This is a genomic window from Nocardia sp. NPDC059154 (assembly GCF_042755705.1).
In the GTDB taxonomy this organism is placed as follows: domain Bacteria; phylum Actinomycetota; class Actinomycetes; order Mycobacteriales; family Mycobacteriaceae; genus Nocardia.
In genome coordinates, this window is the sequence record NZ_JBHZCS010000024.1 from 18,586 (window position 1) to 41,510 (window position 22,925).

At 69.9% G+C, this 22,925-nt stretch carries 23 protein-coding genes; 13 read left to right on the plus strand and 10 right to left on the minus strand.

Features of this window, described 5'->3' with window-relative positions:
- Positions 1-2: 2 nt before the first annotated feature.
- From scpB to ACFXN1_RS21365, 4 genes are all read right to left on the minus strand, one after another.
- The gene (scpB, locus tag ACFXN1_RS21350; RefSeq protein ID WP_379442521.1) at positions 3-800 is read right to left on the minus strand and encodes an SMC-Scp complex subunit ScpB; all 798 of its coding nucleotides are present in this window, start codon (positions 798-800) and stop codon (positions 3-5) included.
- Positions 797-1,666, minus strand: coding sequence for a segregation and condensation protein A (locus tag ACFXN1_RS21355; RefSeq protein WP_379399257.1), 870 nt, complete (start codon positions 1,664-1,666; stop codon positions 797-799). The genes scpB and ACFXN1_RS21355 overlap by 4 nt, the downstream gene beginning before the upstream one ends.
- A gap of 89 nt (positions 1,667-1,755) precedes the next feature.
- Complete coding sequence (locus tag ACFXN1_RS21360; RefSeq protein ID WP_379389062.1) at positions 1,756-2,652, minus strand: ParA family protein; 897 nt, start codon at positions 2,650-2,652, stop codon at positions 1,756-1,758.
- Between the two features lie 460 nt (positions 2,653-3,112).
- Entirely contained in the window at positions 3,113-3,268 is a 156-nt protein-coding gene (locus tag ACFXN1_RS21365; RefSeq protein WP_379442523.1) for a hypothetical protein, read from the minus strand.
- A 153-nt stretch (positions 3,269-3,421) separates the two neighbouring features.
- Here ACFXN1_RS21365 and ACFXN1_RS21370 point away from each other — a divergent pair, with 153 nt between their 5' ends.
- Positions 3,422-5,644 (plus strand): bifunctional serine/threonine-protein kinase/ABC transporter substrate-binding protein, encoded by a 2,223-nt coding sequence (locus ACFXN1_RS21370; protein WP_379442524.1) that lies wholly within the window; start codon positions 3,422-3,424, stop codon positions 5,642-5,644.
- On the opposite strand, the gene ACFXN1_RS21375 is transcribed toward ACFXN1_RS21370, so the two are convergent.
- Entirely contained in the window at positions 5,641-6,903 is a 1,263-nt protein-coding gene (locus ACFXN1_RS21375; RefSeq protein ID WP_379442525.1) for a hypothetical protein, read from the minus strand. The two genes, ACFXN1_RS21370 and ACFXN1_RS21375, sit on opposite strands and share 4 nt — an antisense overlap.
- A gap of 65 nt (positions 6,904-6,968) precedes the next feature.
- Positions 6,969-7,874, minus strand: coding sequence for a LysR family transcriptional regulator (locus ACFXN1_RS21380; RefSeq protein WP_379399231.1), 906 nt, complete (start codon positions 7,872-7,874; stop codon positions 6,969-6,971).
- A 113-nt stretch (positions 7,875-7,987) separates the two neighbouring features.
- Between ACFXN1_RS21380 and ACFXN1_RS21385 the strand changes: the two genes are divergently transcribed.
- Positions 7,988-9,334: an MFS transporter gene (locus ACFXN1_RS21385; protein WP_379442527.1), complete on the plus strand. Its 1,347-nt coding sequence runs from the start codon at positions 7,988-7,990 to the stop codon at positions 9,332-9,334.
- On the opposite strand, the gene ACFXN1_RS21390 is transcribed toward ACFXN1_RS21385, so the two are convergent.
- Together ACFXN1_RS21390 and ACFXN1_RS21395 are read right to left on the minus strand one after the other, a co-directional pair.
- Positions 9,300-9,581: a hypothetical protein gene (locus ACFXN1_RS21390; protein WP_379442528.1), complete on the minus strand. Its 282-nt coding sequence runs from the start codon at positions 9,579-9,581 to the stop codon at positions 9,300-9,302. The two genes, ACFXN1_RS21385 and ACFXN1_RS21390, sit on opposite strands and share 35 nt — an antisense overlap.
- A 215-nt stretch (positions 9,582-9,796) precedes the next feature.
- A complete protein-coding gene (locus tag ACFXN1_RS21395) occupies positions 9,797-10,528 on the minus strand; it encodes a TetR/AcrR family transcriptional regulator (protein ID WP_379442530.1) in 732 nt (243 codons plus the stop codon).
- A gap of 104 nt (positions 10,529-10,632) precedes the next feature.
- On the opposite strand from ACFXN1_RS21395, the gene ACFXN1_RS21400 reads away from it, so the two are divergent.
- A complete protein-coding gene (locus tag ACFXN1_RS21400; protein WP_379442531.1) occupies positions 10,633-11,583 on the plus strand; it encodes an ATP-binding cassette domain-containing protein in 951 nt (316 codons plus the stop codon).
- The gene (locus ACFXN1_RS21405; protein ID WP_379442532.1) at positions 11,583-12,350 is read left to right on the plus strand and encodes an ABC transporter permease; all 768 of its coding nucleotides are present in this window, start codon (positions 11,583-11,585) and stop codon (positions 12,348-12,350) included. Before ACFXN1_RS21400 ends, ACFXN1_RS21405 begins: the two co-directional genes overlap by 1 nt.
- A 137-nt stretch (positions 12,351-12,487) precedes the next feature.
- On the opposite strand, the gene ACFXN1_RS21410 is transcribed toward ACFXN1_RS21405, so the two are convergent.
- Complete coding sequence (locus tag ACFXN1_RS21410) at positions 12,488-12,655, minus strand: hypothetical protein (protein ID WP_379399225.1); 168 nt, start codon at positions 12,653-12,655, stop codon at positions 12,488-12,490.
- 396 nt (positions 12,656-13,051) lie between these two features.
- On the opposite strand from ACFXN1_RS21410, the gene ACFXN1_RS21415 reads away from it, so the two are divergent.
- Positions 13,052-13,900: a lysophospholipid acyltransferase family protein gene (locus tag ACFXN1_RS21415; protein ID WP_379442534.1), complete on the plus strand. Its 849-nt coding sequence runs from the start codon at positions 13,052-13,054 to the stop codon at positions 13,898-13,900.
- Positions 13,901-14,397: 497 nt separating this feature from the next.
- The gene (locus tag ACFXN1_RS21420; RefSeq protein WP_379442535.1) at positions 14,398-15,480 is read left to right on the plus strand and encodes a polyprenyl synthetase family protein; all 1,083 of its coding nucleotides are present in this window, start codon (positions 14,398-14,400) and stop codon (positions 15,478-15,480) included.
- 367 nt (positions 15,481-15,847) lie between these two features.
- On the opposite strand, the gene ACFXN1_RS21425 is transcribed toward ACFXN1_RS21420, so the two are convergent.
- Positions 15,848-15,979: a hypothetical protein gene (locus ACFXN1_RS21425; protein WP_379399223.1), complete on the minus strand. Its 132-nt coding sequence runs from the start codon at positions 15,977-15,979 to the stop codon at positions 15,848-15,850.
- Here ACFXN1_RS21425 and ACFXN1_RS21430 point away from each other — a divergent pair.
- The 7 genes from ACFXN1_RS21430 (at position 15,978) to ACFXN1_RS21460 (ending at position 22,819) form a co-directional block, all read left to right on the plus strand.
- Entirely contained in the window at positions 15,978-17,003 is a 1,026-nt protein-coding gene (locus tag ACFXN1_RS21430) for a polyprenyl synthetase family protein (protein WP_379442536.1), read from the plus strand. The genes ACFXN1_RS21425 and ACFXN1_RS21430 overlap by 2 nt on opposite strands.
- Positions 17,004-17,016: 13 nt before the next feature.
- Positions 17,017-18,009: a 4-hydroxy-3-methylbut-2-enyl diphosphate reductase gene (gene ispH, locus ACFXN1_RS21435; protein WP_379442538.1), complete on the plus strand. Its 993-nt coding sequence runs from the start codon at positions 17,017-17,019 to the stop codon at positions 18,007-18,009.
- Entirely contained in the window at positions 18,006-18,863 is an 858-nt protein-coding gene (locus tag ACFXN1_RS21440; protein WP_379442539.1) for a flavodoxin-dependent (E)-4-hydroxy-3-methylbut-2-enyl-diphosphate synthase, read from the plus strand. Before ispH ends, ACFXN1_RS21440 begins: the two co-directional genes overlap by 4 nt.
- Positions 18,860-19,936 (plus strand): polyprenyl synthetase family protein, encoded by a 1,077-nt coding sequence (locus ACFXN1_RS21445; RefSeq protein WP_379442540.1) that lies wholly within the window; start codon positions 18,860-18,862, stop codon positions 19,934-19,936. The genes ACFXN1_RS21440 and ACFXN1_RS21445 overlap by 4 nt, the downstream gene beginning before the upstream one ends.
- Before the next feature lie 174 nt (positions 19,937-20,110).
- Positions 20,111-20,680: a hypothetical protein gene (locus ACFXN1_RS21450; protein ID WP_379442542.1), complete on the plus strand. Its 570-nt coding sequence runs from the start codon at positions 20,111-20,113 to the stop codon at positions 20,678-20,680.
- A gap of 70 nt (positions 20,681-20,750) precedes the next feature.
- Complete coding sequence (locus ACFXN1_RS21455; protein ID WP_379442543.1) at positions 20,751-21,860, plus strand: PrsW family intramembrane metalloprotease; 1,110 nt, start codon at positions 20,751-20,753, stop codon at positions 21,858-21,860.
- Between the two features lie 59 nt (positions 21,861-21,919).
- The gene (locus ACFXN1_RS21460) at positions 21,920-22,819 is read left to right on the plus strand and encodes a GNAT family N-acetyltransferase (protein WP_379442544.1); all 900 of its coding nucleotides are present in this window, start codon (positions 21,920-21,922) and stop codon (positions 22,817-22,819) included.
- Positions 22,820-22,925 lie beyond the last annotated feature (106 nt).

Here is a 22,925-nt window from a genome sequence, read left to right on the forward strand (position 1 = left end):
TTTCAGTCATCGGTGCCGAGGTCGATATCCGCCTCGGCCGGTTTCCTCAGCCTGGTGTACCGGGGGTCGGTGTCCAGGCTCTCGTTGATCTCGTCGATCAGATCGACGCCCGGGAGCAGTGGGGCCAGCGGCGGCAGATCCGCCAGTGACGCAAGTCCGATCCGTTCCAGGAACAGCTCGGTGGTGATGTACAGAGTGCCGTTGGTCTCCGGGTCCGCTCCGGCCTCCGCGATCAGGCCCCGCGCCAGCAGGGTCCGGATCACGCCATCCACGTTCACACCGCGCACCGCACTCACGCGTGCTCGGGTAACCGGTTGACGGTACGCGATCACCGCCAGGGTTTCCAAAGCGGCGCGTGTGAGCTTCGACCGTGCGCCGTCCAACAGCATACGTTCCACATAGGGTGCGAATTCCGTCCGCGTGTAGTAGCGCCACCCGTCGCCGACGTACCTGAGATCCATGCCACTGCGCCGCGCGGTCAGCTCCGCCGACATCTCCCGCAGCGCGGTCTCCACCCGGATCGGGTGATCCCGCAGCGCCGAGGCCAGCAGTTCCACCGGCGCGGGCGCGTCGACCACGAGCAGCATCGCCTCCAGCGCCGACCGGAACTCCTCCTCGCTCAGCGCCTCTTCGTCCTCGAACTCCTCCGGATCGACAGCCGTCTCCGGTGTCACGGCCGTCACAGGCGTGACGCCGGCCGTCCCGGATTCCGTGACCTCGGTCGCGGAAACTGTGATCTCGGTCGCCGTCTGTGTGACTTCGGTCGTCGGCTCGTCACCCAAGTCGTGCACCTCGGTCATCCATAGTCCTCGTCGATAGTCACCGGTTGGGCGGGTTGGTCTTCGAGCTCGCCGATCCAGCTGATGGAGAGCGGGCCCAGAGGGTCGGGCTGATCGAACTCGATGGTCTTGCCCCGGTAGAGCTCGAGCAGCGCGAGGAAGCGGGCCACGATCTGGATCGGCAGTTCGCAGTCGGCGCAGAGTTCGTGGAAGGTCGTCCAGCCGCCCGCGCCACGGCTTTTCAGCATCTCCAGTACCAGCGCGGCCTGTTCGGCGATCGAAATCGCATGGGCGTGGATGTGATCCAGCCCCACCCTCGGTTTCGGACGCGGCCGGAACACGGTGGCTGCGACCTCGGCGAACCCCGCGGCGTCCACCCCCAGCGTAACCTCCGGCAACAGCGCCAGATACCGCTCCTCCAGCGACACCGCGCGCGGATAGCGTTGCAGCGCCGCGGCCTCCAGCTCGCCCAGCAGCGCCGCGACCTGTTTGAAGGCGCGATACTGCAACAGCCGCGCGAACAGCAGGTCGCGGGCTTCGAGGAGCTCGAGGTCCTCCTCGTCGGAGACCTCGCCGGAGGGGAGCAGCCGGGCCGCCTTCAGATCCAGCAGGGTGGCTGCAATGAGCAGGAATTCGGTGGTCTGGTCGAGGACCTTGTCCGCGCGCAGCCCCTTTTCTTCCGAGAGCCGGGCGGTGAGCGCCCTGGTGTGGGCGATGAATTCGTCGGTCACCTTGTGCAGCGCGATCTCGGTGACGTCGAGCCGCCGCGAGCTGATGAGCTGCAGCAACAGGTCGAACGGGCCCTCGAAGTTGGCGAGCTTCAGGTGAAATTTGCCCGTTGCGTTCTGATCGTCCGATGGTCCAGCAGTACCGCCGCCTGCGACGATGTCGGCCAGGACCGGCGAGTCCGGATCTCCGGCGGGCAGGGCTGTATCCGCGTCCGCCGGGTCGTGCTCGGACGAATCGAGAGGATCGCTCAACGGCCCGACCGCTGGATGACTTCCCGGGCCATGGCCCGATAGGCTTCCGCGCCACCGGATTTCGGCGCCCAGGTGGTGATGGGCTCGCCGGCGACACTGGCGTCGGGGAAGCGGACGGTCCGCGAGATCACGGTGTCGTACACGAGGTCGCCGAACACCTCGACCACGCGCGTCATCACCTGACGTGAATGCAATAGGCGAGCATCGAACATGGTGACCACGATGCCGTACAGGGTCAGTTCCGGATTCAGCCGGTCCCGCACCTTCTCCACGGTGTCGTTGAGCAGGGCCAGGCCGCGCAGCGAGAAGTATTCGCACTCCATGGGAATGATGACGCCGTCGGCGCAGGCCAGGGCGTTCACGGTGAGCAGGCCCAGCGAGGGCTGGCAGTCGATCAGGATGTAGTCGTAGCGGTCGCGCAGCGGCGCGATGGCGCGGCCCAGCGTCTGCTCCCGGCCGACCTCGTTGACGAGCTGAATCTCCGCCGCCGACAGGTCGATATTGCTGGGCAGCAGATCCATGCCCTCGACCTTGGTGTTCATCAGCACGTCGTCGACATTGACCTTGCCGGGGCCGACGAGCAGGTTGTGCACGGTGACGTCCAGATCGTGGTGCGCCACACCGAGTCCCGCCGACAGCGCGCCCTGCGGATCCAGGTCGACCAGCAGCACCTTGCGCCCGTATTCGGCCAGCGCCGCACCGAGATTGATGGTCGAGGTGGTCTTGCCGACGCCGCCCTTCTGATTGCACATGGCGACGATCAGGGCGGGTCCGCTGTGATCGGCTTCGTGGGGTTCCGGAATCTCGCGAACCGGGCGTCCGGTGGGGCCGAACTCCTTGCCGTCGGACACCACATCGGGTGCCTCCCACAGTGTTTGCGCGGCGGTTTCGATCCGCTGGCCCGCACCACCGGTAGTCGTCACGTCCGCTGCTCCTTCGACGTTCCTGCCCTTGCTCCGTCCACCGACCTGCCGTGAACGAAGCGCCCGGCCGCGTGTGCGACCGGGTCCCTCCTAGACGCTACCGCCTGTTCACGCAAGACCAACGCTCGGACACGCACCCTAAACCTGCACTTCAGGGCGGGTAAGGGTGTCCTCGGTCGGACTGGTGTCCGGTCAGGAGCATTCTTCGCCTGTGGGACAGCAGGTTACGGCCTATGCACCAGGACTGCGGGAGATCAGCGGGGGTTTCCCCGAATCCTGTCCGATCCGGCCCACCCGATTCCCCTCCGGCTCAGTCGATCCCTCCCGGCGGAACCGCCTCGCGGTCGCCGCCCCCACGCCGACCCGCCATCAACTCTGACGGCAACTGCCCACAATAGCCCCCGAGCCCCCGAGCGCGACCCACTCCGCATCACACAACCCCGCCCGCATCACACAACCCCGCCGGCCGCGTCACGAACTCCGGACCCGGATGCTCCGGTGCCGGTGCCGCCACCGCGTCGACATCGAAATCCCGCACCAGATCACCCGGCCTCAGCGCCGAGAACTCCGGCGCCGGCCCGGTCACGAAGGTCTGGGTGGACGGGGCTGTCGATCGGATCTCTTGCGGGGTGTAGCGGGTATGGTTCGGGGGAGGTTGCGGGGTGCGAAGGGCCGAATGTTGTTTGCGGGTACGGAATTCGCCGGTTATTTGATCGAGCGGCGGCTCGGTGGGGGCGGGATGGGGGACGTTTTTCTGGCCCGGCATCCGCGATTGCCCCGGCTGGTGGCGATCAAGCTGCTGGCGCGGGAGTTGGTGTCGCAGCGGGAGACCCGGTTCCGGTTCGAGCGGGAGGCCGAGCTGGTGGCCCGGCTGGATCATCCGAATATCGTTGCGGTGCACGATCGGGGGGTCGAGGACGGGCGGCTGTGGATCGCCATGCAGTACGTGGACGGTGGGGACGCGGCGGCGCTGGACCCGTACACCCTGCCCGCGCACAACGCGGTCCACATCATCAGCGAGACCGCCAAGGCGCTGGACTACGCCCATTCGATGGGGGTGATCCACCGGGATGTGAAGCCGGCCAATATTCTGCTGACCCGCTCGGTGCCGGGGCAGGATCGGCGGATTCTGCTGACGGACTTCGGGATCGGGCGGCTGCGCGACGACTCGGCGCAGATCACCCGGACCGGGATGCTGGCGGCGACGATCACCTACGCGTCGCCGGAGCAGCTGTCGGGGGCCGCGCTCGACCAGCGCTCGGATCAGTATTCGCTGGCGTGCACACTGTTCCGGCTGCTCACCGGATCGACGCCGTACCAGGCGGAAACCGCGGCGGCGGTCATCGCGGGGCACCTGCAGCATCCGGCGCCGCGGGTCACCGACCGGCGACCGGAGCTGCCCGCCGCCCTCGACACGGTGCTGGCGCGCGGCCTGGCCAAACGCCCGGAGGACCGCTTCGACTCCTGCCGCGCGTTCGCCGACGCTGCGCTGCGGGCACTGTCGGATGAGTCCGAGTCCACCATGGTGCCGCTGCAGGTGGCCGCCGCGTCACCCGTGACCACTCTCTTCGCCGGCGCCCGGACCACGTCGACCGGACCGAGCGACAGCGTGTCGGCCACCATCACCCTGCCCCCGGCGGGCGAGGCCACCGTGCTGGACGGGCCGTCGTCCCCACCGCCTCCGCCGCCGAACCGGAACGGCGGGCGTGCACGCTGGATCAACGCCGGTGCGGCGGCGCTGGTCGTCGTGGTCGCGACCGCGGCCGGAATCGTCTGGGCGACACACGATTCCGGGTCGTCGAGGAGCACGCCCCCGGCGAACACCGGCGGCCCGTACGCTGCCGTGTTTCCGGGTTTCGTGCCGCTCACCCAGATCGACTCCCTCGGTGACAAGGTCGCCTACCCCGTCTCGGTGGAGGACCCCGCGAACGACGGCCGGCTGCCGTGCAAGCCGGTCGCCATCGCCGCCGCGGTGCCCCTGACGGGCGCTGATACCGATGTCGCTCTGGGGCGCACGGTGATCGACGCCGTGAATCTGGCCGTCGACCAGTTCGTCCAGGGCGGGAGCCAGGGTGGCAGCAAGGCCTGTCCGGTCGCCGTCCGCGGGTTCGACACCGCGGGCAGCCAGACGACGGCGGCGCGGATCGCCGAGCAGATCGCCGCGGACACCTCGATCGTCGCGGTGATCGGTCCCACCCTGTCCCGCGAGGTGGTGGCGGCGGGCAAGACGTTCGACGCCGCCGGGCTGTCGTTTCTCACCCCGGCGGCGACGAATCCGCTACTGGCGCAGTCGGGTTGGTCCGGCTTCTTCCGCGGCCTGGCCAACGACAATGCGGAGGGTCCGGCGCTGGGCCGGTATCTGGCGAACACCGCGCGCTTCTCCCGGGTCTGCGTGGTGCGCGACAGAGACGGCGGATTCGGCGGCTCGCTCGCGGACTCGGTGACCACGGGGCTGGGCCCGGCCGCGCTCGCGGGGTGCCAGGTCAGCATCGACCCGGACGGCGATCCGGGTGACGCCGTGACCACCATCGCCGGGGCGCACCCGGACGCGGTGTTCTACGCCGGGTACAAATTGGCCGCCGCCCAGCTGCTCACCAAGCTCCGAAGTGCCGGTGTCACGGCGACTTTCGTGCTGGGCGACGGCAGCTACGACCCGGACTTCCGGACCCTCGCGGGTCCGGCGGCCACCGGCACCCTCGTGGCCTGTCAGTGCGGGGCGGCCACCGAACGCTTCGTCGGCGAGTACCGGTCCGCCACCGGGTCCGCCCCGACCGCGTATGCCGCCGAGGCCTACGACCTGACCGCGATCGTGTTGCGGGGCATCGTGTCCGGGCACGCGGGTCGCGCGGAACTGCGGGCCTACCTGCACGGCTACAACGGTGACGGCATCGCCCACGCGTACAGCTGGGGCGCGACCGGTGAACTCGGCGATCCCCGGATCTGGCTGTACCGGATCTCCTAATCCTGCTCGACCCGCTCGGGCCGCAGGCGTCGCAGCGCGATGACGGCGGCCAGGCATCCGGCCCCGAGAGCGATGGCCATCCAGGCGGCGCGACCGCCCGATTCGACGGCCCGGTGGGGATGCAGCGGTAACGCCTCGCAGCCACGGAATTCCAGCGTGAGCACGGCGGTCGGAATGAACAGCAGGCCGATCGCCAGCACGGTCCCGGCCGTGCCGCGGGTGGTGACCGCGCCGAAGCTGTACCCGGCCAGCGCGGCGAGGGCGCAGCTGCCGATCAGCGCGCTCCACGAATCATCGTGTCGCGTGCCGGGAACCAGCAGCGCGAACACCCCGAGGGCGACGATCGCGACCGCGGCGACGACCGGCGCCGCGCGCCGCAGGCCCGTCGCCAGGCCGAGCGCCAAGACCGAGAGAATCGGCGCGAGCTTCCAATGCGCCTGGGCCGCGATGGCGATCGCGCTGCCCGTCGCGGCGAGCGCCACCGCGAGCAGGGTGAGGGTGCCGTCGCGGTCTGGCAGCAGCAGCGCGGCGATCACCGCCGCCGCGAGCACCGCGAGCGTTCCGGCCACGATGACCGCGGCGTCGCTCGTCGCCGTGGTGAGCCGCTCCGACACTATGTCGATGGTGGTGACCACCACGGCCGCGGCGAGCACCGGCGCGAACGGCAGGTTCAACGCGGTGGAATAGGACGCCACCCCCGCGCGCGGGCACAGGACACAGCACACGGCCAGCAATCCCATTGTCGGTACGGTGACCCAGTCCGGCGGCAGATTCACGAAGGCGCGTTCGAGCAGCGATTGGGTTCCCTGCTCGGCCGCGATGGTCTCGATGTGGTCGCCTACCGTGACGCCGATGAGCCCGCCGAGCAGGTATCCGATTGCGGGCGGCCGGTATTCGAGCGCCGCCGCCCCCGCCGCGCCGAGCAGTACGCCCGCCGCGATCGAATCGACGAAGTTGGCGGTGGCCATGGTCACCGAGGGGGCAGGCACCAGGTGGTCGGTGACCAGAATCAGTGTCGCGACCGTGGCGGTGCCCCAGGCGGTGCGGGTGCCGAACATGCGCACGCACACCGCGGCCAGCACCGCGATGATCACGCCCGCGGCCGTGGCCCGGGGCACGGTTACGCTCAGCAGCGTCATCTGCAGCGCGGACGAGTCGGTGGCGCACCCGGTGTCGACGGGCACGATGAGGGCCAGGCCCGCGATCGCGGCGGCGGCGCACGCGCCCGCCGTGTCGAGGGCCGCGCGATACCGCTGCACGGGCGGCTCCCAAGGTCTGAAGCAACAGGTCAGTTACCGTCCAGCCACCGTAACAGCGCGCGCATTCACCGGGGGTGGCGGCGGGCCGCCCAGTCGGCGGCGAAATCGCGGAACCGCCGCACCGCCTCCGACGGCGTGGCGGTCGCCGACCAGATCAATCCGACATCGCGGGACGCGCCCGCGTCGGCGAGCGGGACGACGGCCAGCCCCGGCGGCATCGGTTCCTCGGCGGGCACCAGCGCGACGCCGAGCCCGGCCGCCACCAGCCCGGAGACCGTCACCAGATCACTGGACTCGAAGACGATGCGCGGCCGGATCCCGGCCGCCGCGCACAGTTCGTCGAAGATCCGCCGCATGCCGAATCCCGGATGCATGGTGATGAATTCGGCGTCGGCCAGCTCGGCCAGCCGGATCGGCCGCTGCCCGCTCTTGCCGGAAGGGGCGGCCAGCCGGTGGTCGGCCGGAACCGCCAGGACCAGTGGCTGATTCAGCAGGGTGCGCCACCCGATGCCGGGCTCGCCGGGGCGCGGCGACACCAGCGCCAGATCGGCCTCGCCGTCGAGCACCTGCCGGGTGATGACCTCGGCCGCGCCCTGATACAGCGTGAAGCCGACCCGCCCCGCGCCACGCCGGAATTCGCCGATCAGCTGCGGGGCCAGCCGGCCGCCGAAGGAATGCAGGAACGACAGCCGGACCACTCCCTTGGCCGGATTGATGCGGTCGGCGACGGCCTGCTCCCCGGCGTGCAGTTCGGCGCGGGCGCGGCGGGCGTGCTCGTAGTAGAGGCGGCCGTACTCGTTGAGCCGGATGCGCTTGCCGTGCCGGTCGAACAGCGGCGTGCCGAGTCGCTGCTCGAGCCGGGCGAGCATGCGCGACAGCGTGGGCTGCGCCAGGTGCAGCCGGTCGGCGGCCGCGCTGACATTCTCCGTTTCGGCGAGTGTCGTGAACCACTCCAGATCCGAGCCGAGCACGCCGCCTCCTCGCTATATGTCGGCAGAGTATGAGCACTCCAATAATCATGCATTTCCGTTCTAAGTGCCAGCGTCGCACCCTGGATCCCGCACCCCCGTACCGAGAGGATCCGATGACTACCGTGCAAGGGACCACCAGCACCGCCGCGTCAGGGCCGACCGGTACGGCGACACCGCAATCGATCGGTACAGCAGCGCAGGAGCTGGACAGCGTGGCCACGCCGGAGCTGACCAGCGTGGCGACGCCGGGGCCGACCAGTACCGCCGGGCCCGGCCGGCCGAGGCACGCACACGAGAAGCGGGTCACCGCAGCCCTTTTCGCAGCCGGGCTGACCACGTTCGCGGCCATGTACTCCACCCAGTCGCTGCTGCCGAGCCTGTCGGCCGCCTTCTCGGTCCCGCCCGCACACGCGGCCCTCGCCGTCTCACTGACCACGGGTTTTCTTGCGCTGGCCATCATTCCGGCGGGTGCGCTGTCGGCGCGGATCGGTCGCACCAAGGTGATGATCGGTTCCGCGGTGGTGGCCTCGGCGCTGGGTCTGCTGCTGCCGCTGTGCCCGACCCTCGACACCCTGCTGGCGGTGCGGGCCGTGCAGGGCGTTTCGCTGGCGGGCGTGCCCGCGGTGGCCATGGCGTATCTGGCCGAGGAGATCGGGGCGGCCGGACTCGGCGCGGCCATGGGCGTCTATATCGCCGGGACCACCATCGGCGGGCTGGCGGGCCGGTTGATTCCCTCGCTCGCCCTCGGGCTGACCTCGTGGCGCTGGGCGGAGCTGGCGGTCTCGCTGGCCGCCGCGGCGTGCACGGTCTGGTTCACGTATACCCTGCCGCCCTCGCGCGGATTCGCCGCGCGCCCGGCCGGTTTCGGCACCATGGTCGGCGATCTCACGGCGCAGCTGCGGCATCGCGGCCTGATCGCGCTCTTCGGTCTGGCCTTCCTGCTGATGGGCAGCTTCGTGTCGGTCTACAACTTCCTGGGCTACCGCCTGACCCATCGTCCCTTCGAATTGCCCGCGGCCCTGGCCGGATCGGTGTTCGTGCTGTACCTCGCCGGGACGGTCGCCTCGGCGTACACCGGCAGGCTCGCCGATCGTCGCGGGCATGCGCGGGTCCTCACCGCCGCGGTGGCATTGATGGCCCTCGGTGCGCTGATCACCATCCCCGATCACCTGACCACGGTGCTGATCGGCATCCTGCTGTTCACCACCGGGTTCTTCGCCGCGCACACCACGGCCAGCGCGTGGGTGGGCACGCTGGCCGAAAATCGCGGCGCGGCATCGTCTCTCTACATGTTCGCGTACTACCTGGGCAGCGCGGTGGTCGGCAGCGCGGCCGGGATCGCTTACGCGGCCGGCGGCTGGGCCGGCCTGGTGGCCTGTGTGGCAGCGCTTTTCGTGCTCGCGGCGCTGCTGCTGGCCTCGCTGGTCACGGCTGGTCGGGCGGCGCGGGATCGGCACTGATGTCGGTATCGGCGTCCGCGCACGCCGGATTCGGGCTGTCCTCGGTGACCTCGGTGCACACCGGCAGTACCGCCGGGGGATCGGTGTGGACCTCGACCGGCGCGGGCGCGCGCTCGGCCGGACCGGCCACGGCGGGCACCGCGAGGTAGACGAAAGCAGTGGTCAGCCCGACCAGGACGAGAACCATGGCCCCGGCCGCCAGCGTGGGGAGGGCAGTGGTGGAACGTGTCCACGCGACAACGGTCATGTCCCTCACCTCCTCGCAGCAGGACGACGATGCGTCTATCTCTCATCGCGTCGTAACGCGAACCGCCCGCACCCGCCGTGCAGGCCTTATGAGGCCATGGTCGGGTTCGGCTCGGGGCCGGTCAAGCGGTAGCGGGGTCCATTTGCACGATGTTTACGCACGGTCGACACGTGTCTGTGCTGTTCCCGCCCAGCGCAATCCGGCGGTGACCGGAATCAGGTTCCGGTGTGGCTGTCGATGAAGACCTGGTAACCGTCCAGCAGCCGATCCAGGGCGAAGCTGAAATCGGCTTCCTCCCAGTGCATGTCGTCGGTGTCGAAGGCGCGGTTGGCGAGGGCGGCACTGACGATCGGGAAACGCCCGGGGTCGAGCACCGCGGTCAGGATGGCGGTGAAGTCCTGGTCCTGCTTGTCCTGCTCGATGGTGTCGCGCAGGAAGCGGGTGCGGCCGATGACATAGATCGAAAGGTTCACCAGCAGTTGCAGTTTGAGCGGTTCGGCGAGATCGAGACCGGATAGCACGCGCATGCCCGCCTCGAGCCAGGCCATATTGTTGGGGCCCAGCGGGGGCGAGGTCATGGGGATGTCCAGCCACCAGTCGTGGGCGCGGATGGCGTGGAATTCGGCCCAGGCCCAGGCTTCCAGCCCGGCGCGCCAGCCGTCGGCCGGCAGGTCCGGCGTCACGTCGAAGATGCGGTCGTGCAAAAGCTCGACGAGGGTGTCCTTGCTGTCGACGTACCGATAGAGCGACATCGTGGTGAACCCGAGTTCCTTGGCGACCCGGGCCATGGACAGCGCGGCATAGCCCTCGGCGTCGGCGACCCGCACGGCGGTGTCCAGGATCTGATCGAGGCTCAGCCCGCGCTTGGGTCCACGGCTGCCCGCGTCGTCCAGATCCCACAGCAGCTTCACCGCCTTGGGCAGGACTCGTTCGTCGGGCCCCTTCATCTGACCTCCTGTCGTCGTTCCGCCTCCATCTTGCGCCATCCCGGAAACTGTGTAGCCTATAAACAAAGTGTACGGCATATACAGTTTTCGATCGGAGCCCCTCCATGACCACATCCAGACCCGAACCCGCCATCGCGGTCACCGGGCTCACCAAATCCTTCGGTGATCAGCCCGTGCTGCGCGGTATCGACGTGACCGTGCCCGTCGGCACGGTGTTCGCCCTGCTCGGCCCGAACGGCGCGGGCAAGACCACCGTGGTGCGCATCCTCACCACGCTGAACCGGCCCGATGGGGGACAGGTGCGGGTGGGCGGCCACGATCCGGTGCGCGAGCCGGACGCGGTGCGCGCGGCCATCGGCGTCACCGGGCAGTTCGCGGCGGTCGACGAGATCCTCACCGGCGCCGAGAATCTGCGCCTCATGGGGCGGTTTCTGCATCTGGGATCCAGCGAAACCCGCAGGCGCACAGCACGATTGCTGGAGCAGTTCGATCTCACCGATGCCGCGGGCAAGCGCGCGGGGTCCTATTCCGGCGGTATGCGCCGCCGCCTCGACATCGCCATGAGCCTGATGGGGCGGCCGCGCATCGTCTTCCTCGACGAGCCCACCACCGGCCTGGATCCGCGCAGCCGCCGCGAGCTGTGGCGGGTGATCCGGGGTCTGGTCGCCGACGGCGTGACCATCTTCCTCACCACCCAGTACCTGGAGGAGGCCGACCAATTGGCAGACCGCATAGCGGTTCTCGACGCCGGACGTATTGTCGCCGAGGGTACCGCCGCGGAGCTGAAACGGCTGGCGCCGGGCGGCCACCTGCGACTCGGCTTCGCCGACGAGCACGGCCTGGCGGCGGCGGCGCGGGCCCTGCCCTGGGCCGAACCGGATACCGAGCAGCTGGCGCTGCGGGTGCCCTCGGACGGCAGCGTCGGCGATATCCGCAAGCTGCTCGACCATCTCGACGACCATGCCGTGGCCATCGGCGAATTGGCCATCCACACACCGGATCTCGACGATGTCTTCTTCGCGCTGACCGGTGCCACCGTGAAAGGTGCTGCGTGATGGACACTCTCGTGCACTCGGTCCAGGACTCCGCCACCATGGTCGGCCGCAATCTGCGCCACACCCTGCGCAGTCCGGACACCATGATCATGACCATCGCGGTGCCGGTGACCATCCTGCTGATGTTCGTCTACGTCTTCGGCGGCGCGATGAATGTCGGCGGCTCCTACATCGACTATGTGGTGCCCGGAATCCTGCTGCTGTGCGCGGGTTTCGGCTCGGGCGCCACAGCTGTGGCGGTGGCCACCGACCTGCACAGCGGCATCGTGGACCGGTTCCGGGCCATGGCGGTCTCCCGCAGCGCGGTCCTGACCGGGCACGTGCTGGAGAGCGTGCTGCGCAATCTGCTCACCACCGGGTTGGTGGTGCTGGTGGCGGTGGCGCTCGGCTTCCGCCCGACCGCGGATCCGCTGCGCTGGCTCGCGGTGGCCGGCATGCTGGCGGGCTTCGTGCTGGCGCTGTCCTGGGCGGCCGCCGCCCTGGGCCTGCTGGCCTCCAATCCCGAAGCGGCCAACGGCTTCATGTTCATCTTCATGTTCCTGCCGTACGTCAGCAGCGCGTTCGTGCCGACCCACACGCTGCCGAGCTGGCTGCGCGGCTTCGCCCAGCACCAGCCGGTCACCTCGATCGCCGAGACGGTGCGCGGGCTGCTCATGGATACCCCGGTGGGGGACTCCGCACCGACCGCACTGGCCTGGTGTGCGGGCATCGCCCTGATCGGCTATCTGGGCGCGGGCGCGTTGTTCCGTCGCCGGAAGGCGCGCTGAGATATGTATACGCTGATATGCGTATCTTGGCATGAACGTCCCGTACGTCCGCTTCCGGCCTGACGGAACGAAAAAGCAGGGCACCGAGTATCTCGGTGCCCTGCGCGGTCTGCCGGGCACCAGGGATCGCGCGCCGCCTAGCGCCGGCGCAGCACCGCGACCAGCACTGCCACCAAAGTGAGCAGCATGATGGCCGAGCCGATCCAGATCTCGGTGCGGCTGTAGTCCGGAACCTGGTCCGGTACCGAGCCCGTGGCCAGCAGGATCGCCCCCAGGTGGCCGGCCGGGCCAGCTATCGTCACCATGATCGGCACATCCTTCCGAATCGCCGTGACCCGAATCGCCCTCGCTGTGAACGTCGCTTCCGGGGCACTCCCGCCATGGTCGATCCGATCGCGCCGCCGGGCAAGCACCGCCGCGTAAGGATTTCGTCCTGAATCGGATGAATGTTGGGATTCGCACACTCTCTACCAAGCAAACGCTTGGGTTTGATAACGTCGGTGGGGCAGGAGGACGGTGACGGGCATCTGTCGCAACGCAGCGACGTCCGTACGCTGAACCGGACCGCGCATGCGCGGCCGTCGGAGCTATCAATGGGGATGTGACCCGGGGGCAATTCAATTCGGCTCGACGTTGTTCGACGACGTGGGGCGTCGTTGCGTGCCGCCCGTCCCCGGCATGGCAACCGACAGGAATGGCTCATGACCGAAACCAAGGTAATTCCCGACCCGAACCACCCGCTGCTGTCCCTGGCGCGGGCCTACACCGACTACTTCACCCCGACGGTCACAGGGCTGGAGAATCTGCCCGCGTCCGGCCCGGCCCTGGTCATCGGCAACCACTCGTCCATCTACTGGGCCCCCGAGGTGTGGATCACCTTCATGGCCATGCTGGAACGCCGCCCGGACGAGCCCAGCTACGGCGTCGCGCACGACATCCTTTTGCGCGCACCGATTCTCGGCGACAGCCTGCGCCAGTTCGGCGTCATCGCGGCCTCGCGCGAGTCGGCGGCCAAGGGGCTCAAGGACGGTGGCGCGGTGATGGTGTACCCCGGCGGCGACTGGGAGGCGTGCCGCCCGTGGACCGATCGCGGCAAGATCGACTTCGCCGAGCGCAAGGGCTTCGTGCGGCTCGCCCTCGAAATGGGTGTCCCGGTGATCCCCGCGGTCGCCAACGGCGGCCACGACTCCATCTTCGTGCTCAGCCGCGGCGAGCGCACCGCACGGCTGCTGCAGCTCGACAAGCTGGTGCGCGCCAAGGTGTTTCCGTACACCCTCGGCCTGCCGTTCGGTGTCGCGCCGATTCTGCCGCAGTTGCCGCTGCCCGCGTCGGTGACCGTCAGCTTCCTGCCCGCATTGGACTGGTCGGTCGAGCCGGGCGATCCCGAGGACGCCGACCTGGTCGACGAGTACTACACCCGGTCCGTCGGGACCATGCAGACCGAGCTGGACCGGCTGCGTGCCGAGACGCCGAACCCGGTGGCCGCCGGGATCAAGAAGCATGTGGCCGGACTGCCCGGGCCGCTGAAGGGCCTGGCCGATCTGTTGTAGCCGGACCGCTCTGCTATAGGGGGACAGCGGATTTCGTCGTATGAGCCAGAGGCGGATGCCGGGTGCGAATCTCCACGTCGCACCCGGCATTCGCGTCCCGCGCCCGGGTGTGTCAGCGACGATGCTGAGCGGTAACGCTTTACCGTCGGCGATCGTGCGTATTACACTTTTCTCGGTTCAGGTCACGTTTCGCTCATTGGCTGAAGACTAACGGGATTGGGTCTGCGCACTTCTGGCGCAGCGCTGAAACGCATTGGCGTACATCATTTTCGACCACATGGATTGATCACAGAGCTCACAGCGACATCGCGTGGATTCGATTGCGCGCAGAGAGTAGTCGGAACATGGTCGGGGTAACAGGTATCGGGGGATATCCGGGGGCACAAGGCGGCCTGTTGCCGAAGGCCGTTCGCGGCGAAGCAGGGGGCTGCTCCTACTGAGACCGCCCGGCCCCGCGTCCCGCGATCGAGATCCGATGCCAGGAGAGGTGTGTCGACATGGCCGAGCCCGTGTGCGCCGAATGGACCGTTCCCCACGACATGACCGGGGTGCGCGACCGGGTGGACGCCGTCCTCGAGGGCTTCCTGTCCGAGAAGGCGCGGGTAGCGGACCGCGAGCGGCTACCGACCGACCTGGTGGATGCCCTGCACTCGTTCGTCTGCCGTGGCGGCAAGCGGATTCGCCCGCTGCTGTGTGTGCTCGGCTGGTTCGCCGCCGGTGGCAGCGATCGGCTGCCCATGGCCGTCGTGCGGGTGGCCGCGGCGCTGGAGCTGCAGCACGCCGCGGTGCTCATCCACCGCGATGTCATCGAACGCCGGCTCACCCGGCGCGGCTTCCCCACCATGTCCTGCGCCATGGCGGCCCGCTTCGCGCACAAGCCGGATCGGGAGCGCTTCGGCCGGCAGGCCGCGGTCCTGCTCGGCGATCTGGCCCTGGCCTGGTCGGACGAGCTGCTGTTCGCCGCGCATCTGAGCGCCCGTCAGCGCGCGGCCGCCAGCGCGGTCATGTCGGCCATGCGCATGGAGGTCGTCTACGGGCAGTACCTGGATGTGCGCGCGGCCGGGGATCCGGTCGCCGATCTGGAACGCGCCCTGGAGATCGTGCGCTACAAGACAGTTGGCTACACCTGCGAACGGCCGCTGCAGCTGGGCGCCCGCCTTGCCGGGGCCGACGAGAATACCCAGGCGGCACTGTCGGACTACGCTCGCGCGCTGGGGGAGGCCGTGCATCTGACCGAGGACCTGCACCGGGTCTTCGGCGACCGGGCCGGTACCGATTCCCGGCTCGAGGATCTGCGTGACGGCCGGCACACCGCGCTGGTCGCCTCCGCGCTGGGCCGGGCGGTGGGCGCCACCGCCGTGGAATTGCGTGCGCTACTGGGCAATCCGGGCCTGGACGTGCGCGGGGCCACGCTGTGCCGGGACATCATGACCGAGGTGGGCGCACGCGAGGAGATCGAGCAGATGATCGCCCTGCGTCGCGAGCACGCGCTACACGCCGTCGACGCTATGCACGTACCCGCGCCGGCCCGGCAGGTATTGCGCGCACTCGCCGAACACCTCACCAATACCGACGGCTGAGAGTAGAATTCGATGACGTCAGCGTACCTGCAGCGCCCCGAATTTCGGGAGCCCGATCGGTCGCAGAATATCGCAGCTTCGTAATCGTCTGTCGCGCACGGATTCCCATTTCAGTACCTTGGGCCGAATCTACAGCCGTTTCAGCTACGCAATTTCTACTGCCATTTCCGCACGCCTGAATCCCCATCCGGACGACGCCGGTGGGCGCAGGACATGTGATTGATGGAACAGCAACAGGGACAACAGATCTGGGGCGGAGAGGAGCTGAACGGACACAGCCACCGGCTGCTGTGCGCCCAATACCATCCCGGCACCGATTCGGCGCGGACGCGGTCTCGTATGCAAGGAGGTCGAATTCGACGACGAGCTACACAATCTGGTGGTTGTTCTCGAGCGCGCGGCCGAACTTCAGGATCGGCAGGCGTCCTCGGTGAGTTGTCACGCCCACGCCGACCGTGTGAGCCGAATTCCCTTCGCGCACCGAAAGAAGCGTCTCCATGACCGTGACCGCTTTCGTTCCCCCCGTGCACCGCCCCGCCGAGATTCTGGCTCGCGCCCGCACCGTGCTCGAACCGGTGCTGCGCGAGGCGGTGCTGTCCCTGCCGGAACCCATCCAGCGTATGGCCGGATACCACTTCGGCTGGTGCGACGAGCACGGCGCCGCCACCCACGGCGCGTCCGGCAAGATGCTCCGGCCCGCACTGGTCACCTCCGCCGCCCTCGCCTGCGACGGCGTCCCCGCCGAGGCCGCCGGCGCGGCCGCCGCGGTCGAGCTGATCCACAATTTCACCCTGCTCCACGACGACGTCATGGATCTCGACGCGGTGCGCCACGGCCGTCCCACCGTCTGGAAGGTCTGGGGCGTCCCGGACGCCGTGCTGCTCGGCGACGCCTTGCACGCGCTGGCGGTGAATGTCCTTGCGGCGGTGCTGCCCCCGGCCGCTGCCGTCGCCGCCATCGATCGGCTCGAGACCACGGTCACCGAGATGTGCCGCGGCCAGCACGAGGACTGCCATGCCGGGGCCGCCCAGGCCACCGCCGCCGGGTGGGAGCGGATGGCCATGGGCAAGACCGGCGCGCTGCTCGGCTGCGCGTGCGCGCTCGGCGCGCTGAGCGCGGGCGCGAATGCCGAAACCGTCACCGTTTTCGAGTATTTCGGGCGGAACCTCGGGGTGGCGTTCCAGGCGAGCGACGACATCCTCGGCATCTGGGGCGATCCCGCGCGCAGCGGCAAGCCCGCCGGGGATCTGGCCCGGCGCAAACGATCACTGCCGATCGTGCTGGCGCTGGAGTCCGGCACCGACGCCGGGCGGGCGCTGAACCGGTTCTTCGATACGACCACCCCGCCCTCGGCCGACGAGATCGGCAGCGCCGCAGCGCTCGTCGAGCAGGCGGGCGGTCGGCACGGCGCCGAACGACTGGCGCAGCAGCGCATGCGCGCGGCGGTGGCCGCACTGCCGGACCGGCCCGGGTGCGGCGATCTCCGCACCCTCGCCCAGCTCGTCGACCATCGGAACAAGTGACGAAGGAGAGGTCGTGAACGAGAACACCTGTGCCAGTTCGGTACTGGAGCGGCTTCCGAAGCAGCGCCGGCGCACCGTGCTGCTGGCCGCCCCGCGCTCGTTCTGCGCGGGGGTGGAGCGCGCCATCGTGACGGTCGAGCGGCTGCTCGCCGCGCCGGGCCGCACCGCGCCCGTCTACGTGCGCAAGCAGATCGTGCACAACACCCACGTGGTCCGGGATCTGGCCGCGCGCGGAGCGATCTTCGTCGAGGAGCTCGACGAGGTGCCGGTGGGGTCCACCGTGGTGTTCTCCGCGCACGGCGTCTCGCCCGCCGTGCGCGAGCATGCCCGCGAACGCCTGCTGACCGTCGTCGACGCCACCTGCCCCCTGGTGAGCAAGGTGCATTCGGAGGCACAGCGTTTCGCGGCACGCGGCGACACCGTGGTGCTCATCGGTCACGCCGGGCACGAGGAGGTCGAGGGCACCGCGGGGGAGGCCCCGGGGTCCACGGTCATCGTGGACGGCCCGGCCGCGGTGGCCTCGCTGGTCGTGCCCGATCCCGACCGGGTGTCCTTCCTGACCCAGACCACGCTCTCGGTGGAGGAGACCCGCGACACCATTGCCGCACTGCGGCAACGCTTCCCACGATTACACGGCCCCGCGAGCGCGGACATCTGCTACGCCAGCACCAACCGGCAGGCTGCCGTCGAGGCGGTCGCCGCGCGCAGCGACCTGTTCCTGGTGGTCGGCTCCGCCAACTCGTCCAACTCACAACGCATGGTGGAAGTCGCACGGCGGCAGGGGATCGCGGCGCATCTCATCGACGACGGCGGCGACATCGACGGCGCGTGGATCGAGCCCACCCGGGTGATCGGGCTCTCGGCCGGAGCCTCCGCGCCGCCCGCCCTGGTGGACGCGGTGATCGATGCGCTGCGCTGGTGGGGCCCGGTCAGCGTGCGCGAATACGAGATCGCTCGCGAGCACGTCGTCTTCGCCGCCCCCGCCGCGATGCGGAGGCGGCCATGACCACCACCCGGCTCGACCTCGCCGCGGCGCCGGCGGTGCGCCGCCGCACCCGCCGCATCCGGATCGGCCGCGTCCCCGTGGGCGGGGTCGCGCCGATCCCGGTGCAGACCATGACCACCACGCCCACCCGGGATGTCGACGCCACTCTGCGACAGATCGCGGAGGTGACCGCCGCGGGCTGCGACATCGTGCGAGTCGCGGTGCCCACCCCCGATGATGCGGCCGCCCTGCCCACCCTGGTCGGCAGGTCGCCGCTGCCGATCATCGCCGACATCCACTTCCAGCCGCGGTACGTGTTCGCGGCCATCGACGCCGGCTGCGCGGCCGTCCGGGTCAACCCCGGCAATATCAAGCAGTTCGACGACCGGGTCGGCGAGATCGCGAAAGCCGCTGCGGCGGCCGGTATTCCGATCCGGGTCGGGGTGAACGCGGGATCGCTGGACCCGCGCATGCTCAGCAAGCACGGGTCCGCCACCGCCGCCGCGCTGGTCGAACAGGTCAAGGCGGGCAACCACATTCTGCAATCGCTGGGGATGCGCCCCCGGCAGCTCGAGATCGTGTCCTGTCCGGGCTGCGGACGGGTCCAGGTCGACATCCACCGCCTCGCCCAGCGCGTGGAGGCCGCCTTCGACGGGTTCCCGTATCCGCTGCGCGTCGCCGTCATGGGCTGCGTGGTGAACGGGCCCGGCGAGTCACGCGAGGCCGATCTGGGGGTCTCGTCGGGAAATGGCAAGGGGCAGATCTTCATTCGCGGCCGCGTGGTGCGGACCGTGGCCGAACACCAGATCGTCGAGGCGCTGCTCGCCGAAGCAGTCGCCCTCACCGAGAACGCCGGATCGGAGGACACCCTGTGAGTACGCCCGCGATCGCCCTGTCCCCGCTGGACCGCACCGCCATCCAGGTGCGGGTGGAGGCCGCGCTCTACGAATTCCTCGGCGACAAGGCCGAATCCGCGGCCACCGCCGGACTGCCCCCCGACGTGGTCGCCGCGGTGCGCGCCTTCCTGTTCGCGGGCGGCAAACGGATCCGGCCGCTGTTCTGCGTGCTCGGCTGGTACGCCGGCGGCGGCGGTGAGCTGCCCGACTCCGTGGTCCGGGTGGCCGCCGCGGTCGAGCTGTTCCACGCCGCCGTACTGATCCACGACGACATCATCGACGACAGCGCCACCCGCCGCGACCGGCCCACCGTGCACCGGGCCGTGGCCGAGGGCGCCCGCGGCGACCGCCCGGCCGCCGCCCGCTTCGGCACTCACGCCGCCCTGCTCATCGGCGACTTCGGGCTGGTGTGGTCGCAGGAACTGCTGCACACCGCGGGCCTCTCGGCGGCCCAGAATGCCGCTGCCGCACCGATTCTCGACGCCATGCGCACCGAGGTGAACTACGGCCAGTATCTCGACCTGCTCACCACCGGCCGCCCCACCCGTGACCTGGACCGGGCGCTCGAGATCATCCGTTACAAGACGGCGGCTTACACCGTGGAACGGCCACTGCAACTGGGCGCGGCGCTGGCCGGAGCCGGACCCGACGTGGCGCGGGCGCTCTCGTCCTACGGGCGGCCGCTAGGCGAGGCGTTCCAGCTCCAGGACGACCTGCTCGGGGTCTACGGTGACCCGGCGCAGACCGGCAAATCCAACATCGACGACCTCCGCGAAGGCAAGCACACCGCCCTGCTCGCGCTCGCCCTGCGACACGCGTGCCCCGAGCAGCGCGCCCAGCTCGACGCCCTGGTCGGCAATGCCGGACTGGACCTGCGCGGGGCCGAACTCTGTCGCGAGATCCTCAGCGCCACAGCGCGTCCCACAGTGGAACGGATGATCCGTGAGCGCTGGCTGCTCGTGCAGCGGACCCTCGCCCACGCCCCGTTCCCGCCCGCCGCGGTGTCCGGGCTGCGCAGCATCGCCGACGCCGTCATCGCGCGCACCTCCTAGCCGCGCTCCCGATCACACCCGGGTTCCGCCCGGCGCTGCGACCCCGATCGCGCCCGCCGGTGTGGTTAACTCGCGGCAAGCGCCGGGCGGGCGACTGCCCGGACCCCGACCCGGGCGTCCGGAACGCATCCGCCCTCCCCGGCGTTGCCTCAGGGAGCCGAGAGGGTGGAAAGCATGGTGCGCCTTGTGCATTCGGTAGTCCCCGCGATCGGGGCGGTGGGGGCGCTGGCGGTCGCCCTCGTGGTGCCGCCCCTGCTGTCGTCGGCGGTACCGGTCCGCGAGACCGAGGTGGCGGCGGGGACCAGTATCAAGATCATCGCGACCGGGATCGGCGCCGTGCACGGCGCCGCGAATCCCGCCAACGCCATGGTCTTCCTGACGCCCGAGCAGATGCGGCGGCGGGCCACTGGCGACGAATCCATCGCCGTCCTGACCTCCGACAGCGGCGACCAGCGGGTGTCGGTGTCGGTGGTCGACGGCATCACCGACTTCGCCACCGCCGCCCCGCGCATGCTGCTGCCGCTGCGCGCGTCCGGGGTCACCGTGCGCTTCGACGGGGGAGCGGTGGACGCCGGCGACTTCCATGGGCTCACCTGCGTGCTGCCCGACACCACCGGTGGAGTGTGCGCGGTGGCCAGCAGCGGGGACGTGGGCGTGACCGTCACGGCCACCGGAACCACCCGCGAAGCCGGACTCCGGCTGATCGCGGACGTGCTGAATTCGAGCAAGGCGATCGAGGCATGAGCGGTCAAGCCCGGAGGCGGAAGCACAGCGTAACCATGGAGGGCTCCGCTCAGGCCGGAAGGGATGCAGCATGAGCTGGTTCCAGCCGCGCTCGCTGCTGTTCTGGGTGTACTGCCTGGCGGTGATGGCCGGGCCGCTGCTGTTCGTGCTGCAGGCCGCCGGGCAGGTGTGGTTCGCGGGCGCGGCCGCCCTCGCCGCCCTGCCGATCACCGCCCTCACCCTGGTGGTCATAGGGCGAATCCTGTTCGCGCTGGACCCCTTCCGGGCCCGCCGCCACCTGGTCGCCCCCATGGTGATGGGCGCGATCTGGGGCGCCACGGTGTGGACCGGGCTGGCCATGTGGGCCAACGACCACGTGAGTCGCGCCATCACCAACCTGTTCGGCGACCGCTTCGCCGTCAATTGGAGCGCCGCCATCACCGCGCCCATCGACGAGGAGTACATCAAGGCCATCGGCATCGCCGTGGTCGCGCTGCTGTTCCGGGGCCGGCTGACCCGGCCCATGCACGGCCTGCTGCTCGGCGCGGCGGTCGGGCTGGGCGCGCAGATCGCCGAGGACTGCCTCTACAGCACCCAGACCGCACTGTCCTCCCCGCAGGATCCGGTGGTGGACGTGATCCTGGTGGCGGTGCTGCGACTTTTCACCGCACTGACCTCGCACTGGGCCATGTCGGCGCTGGCCGGTGTCGGCATCGTGCTGCTGATCAGCCGCACCGACCGGTCATGGGTCTGGCGGCTGGGCGTGTTCGCGCTGTTCTACGGGCTGGCCGTCACCATGCACATCCTCTTCGACGCCCCGCGCCCGCCCGGTCCGGCGCTGCTGTCGACCTACCTGCCCATCCTCATCGACCTGGTCATCTTCGCCGTCGCCTACGCCTGGGTGCTGACCACCGAGCGGCGCTGGTTCCGGGCTCTCATCGCCGGGCCGGCCGCCCGCACCGTCGGCACCGAGGGCGGGCTGGCGCCCCTGCTCACCTATCACCGCCGCCGCAAAGCCCGTGCCGCGCTGCGTCATTCGACCGGATGGTCGCGCAAGCAGGCCCTGGTCTACGAGCGCGGGCTGCTGGATCGGGTCACGGATCTGGATTCGGTTGCGCCACAGCAAACTCCACTGTTCCGGGGGTACGGGCCCGGGCCGGGCGGCATCCCCGGTGGCGCGGGGGCGCGGTCCGGCTGGTAGCGCAGTTTCTGCGTGCCGGTGACCAGTGCATAGTCGACTGGACGCTAGCGTGAGTCAGTATGAGTGAGGGTCGGACGCCGCCCGTCGAGCCCGGGCGCGAGCGGGCGAGGGAGCTGTTGGAGCGCAGACAGCAAGCGCTGTGCAACTATCTCGACGCGAGCGCTGATATCGCCACCACCCGCATTCGCGCCAATCTGACCGGCTGGCAACGCTGGCTGCAGCAGCTGCCCGGCTCCCCGGTCTCCCGCGCCACCGCCCGCCGCGACGCCCTGGTCCGCGAGCTGGCCGTGCACGGCGTCGGCGCCGACGACCACCGCTGGGGCGTGCTGTCGGGCGCCTTCGTGCGCAGCCTCGGCGCGCCCTTCTGCCTCGAGGACAGCCTCGCCGACCTGACCCTGCGCTACGGCGACGACGCCCCGCACTGGGCCCGCCGCCTGCCCGCCCTGGCCCACGCCACCGAGGAGGCCCGGCCCATGGCCGGGGTCGGCGACCGCGCGGTGGTCGCCGACCTCACCGAGGAGGTGCTGGCCCTGGCGCGCACCGCTCCCGACGAGGCCGCGCGGCAGCGGCTGTCCGACCACCTGCCCGGCGTGCTGAGACCGGTGCCCTTCGACATCGAATCCCTGCGCCGCGCCGACCCGCTGGTCGAGGTGGTGTTCGACATCTACGCCGACACCATCAAGCTCGACAACATCACGGTGAATCCGGAACTGCGCGGCACCGGCCTGGGCACCGCGGTCCTGCAGCACCTGTGCCGCGCCGCCGACGCCCACCACCTCTATATCGTCGGCCAGCTGGTGCCGACCTTCCGCGACGACGATTCCGCGGTCCCCATCCTCGCCGCCTGGTGCCGCCGCCACGGCTTCACGGTCAACGAACGGCTGGGCGGCCGCGTCGCGCGCTCACCGATGAGCGTCCCCGACCCCGCCACCCCGATGGCGAACCCGGACAAGCGGTAGCAACCCCGGAAAACAGCAGCGGGGGGTGGGGCATACGAGCCGGGGATCGGGGAGGAAGGCGCGGGTCGAGGTGCAGGGTGTGTCCAGCGCAGGACGAAGCGACGAG

Coding starts and splice junctions, on each gene's coding strand:
- ACFXN1_RS21395 (WP_379442530.1), bottom strand. CDS start 10,528: ATGAAGGGGCCCGACGAACGAGTCCTGCCCAAGGCGGTGAAGCTGCTG.
- ACFXN1_RS21390 (WP_379442528.1), bottom strand. CDS start 9,581: ATGACCGTTGTCGCGTGGACACGTTCCACCACTGCCCTCCCCACGCTG.
- ACFXN1_RS21460 (WP_379442544.1), top strand. CDS start 21,920: ATGAGTGAGGGTCGGACGCCGCCCGTCGAGCCCGGGCGCGAGCGGGCG.
- ACFXN1_RS21370 (WP_379442524.1), top strand. CDS start 3,422: ATGGGGGACGTTTTTCTGGCCCGGCATCCGCGATTGCCCCGGCTGGTG.
- ACFXN1_RS21425 (WP_379399223.1), bottom strand. CDS start 15,979: ATGGAGACGCTTCTTTCGGTGCGCGAAGGGAATTCGGCTCACACGGTC.
- ACFXN1_RS21415 (WP_379442534.1), top strand. CDS start 13,052: ATGACCGAAACCAAGGTAATTCCCGACCCGAACCACCCGCTGCTGTCC.
- ACFXN1_RS21385 (WP_379442527.1), top strand. CDS start 7,988: ATGACTACCGTGCAAGGGACCACCAGCACCGCCGCGTCAGGGCCGACC.
- ACFXN1_RS21455 (WP_379442543.1), top strand. CDS start 20,751: ATGAGCTGGTTCCAGCCGCGCTCGCTGCTGTTCTGGGTGTACTGCCTG.
- ACFXN1_RS21450 (WP_379442542.1), top strand. CDS start 20,111: ATGGTGCGCCTTGTGCATTCGGTAGTCCCCGCGATCGGGGCGGTGGGG.
- ACFXN1_RS21400 (WP_379442531.1), top strand. CDS start 10,633: ATGACCACATCCAGACCCGAACCCGCCATCGCGGTCACCGGGCTCACC.
- ACFXN1_RS21405 (WP_379442532.1), top strand. CDS start 11,583: ATGGACACTCTCGTGCACTCGGTCCAGGACTCCGCCACCATGGTCGGC.
- ACFXN1_RS21420 (WP_379442535.1), top strand. CDS start 14,398: ATGGCCGAGCCCGTGTGCGCCGAATGGACCGTTCCCCACGACATGACC.
- ACFXN1_RS21440 (WP_379442539.1), top strand. CDS start 18,006: ATGACCACCACCCGGCTCGACCTCGCCGCGGCGCCGGCGGTGCGCCGC.
- ACFXN1_RS21430 (WP_379442536.1), top strand. CDS start 15,978: ATGACCGTGACCGCTTTCGTTCCCCCCGTGCACCGCCCCGCCGAGATT.
- scpB (WP_379442521.1), bottom strand. CDS start 800: ATGACCGAGGTGCACGACTTGGGTGACGAGCCGACGACCGAAGTCACA.
- ACFXN1_RS21410 (WP_379399225.1), bottom strand. CDS start 12,655: ATGGTGACGATAGCTGGCCCGGCCGGCCACCTGGGGGCGATCCTGCTG.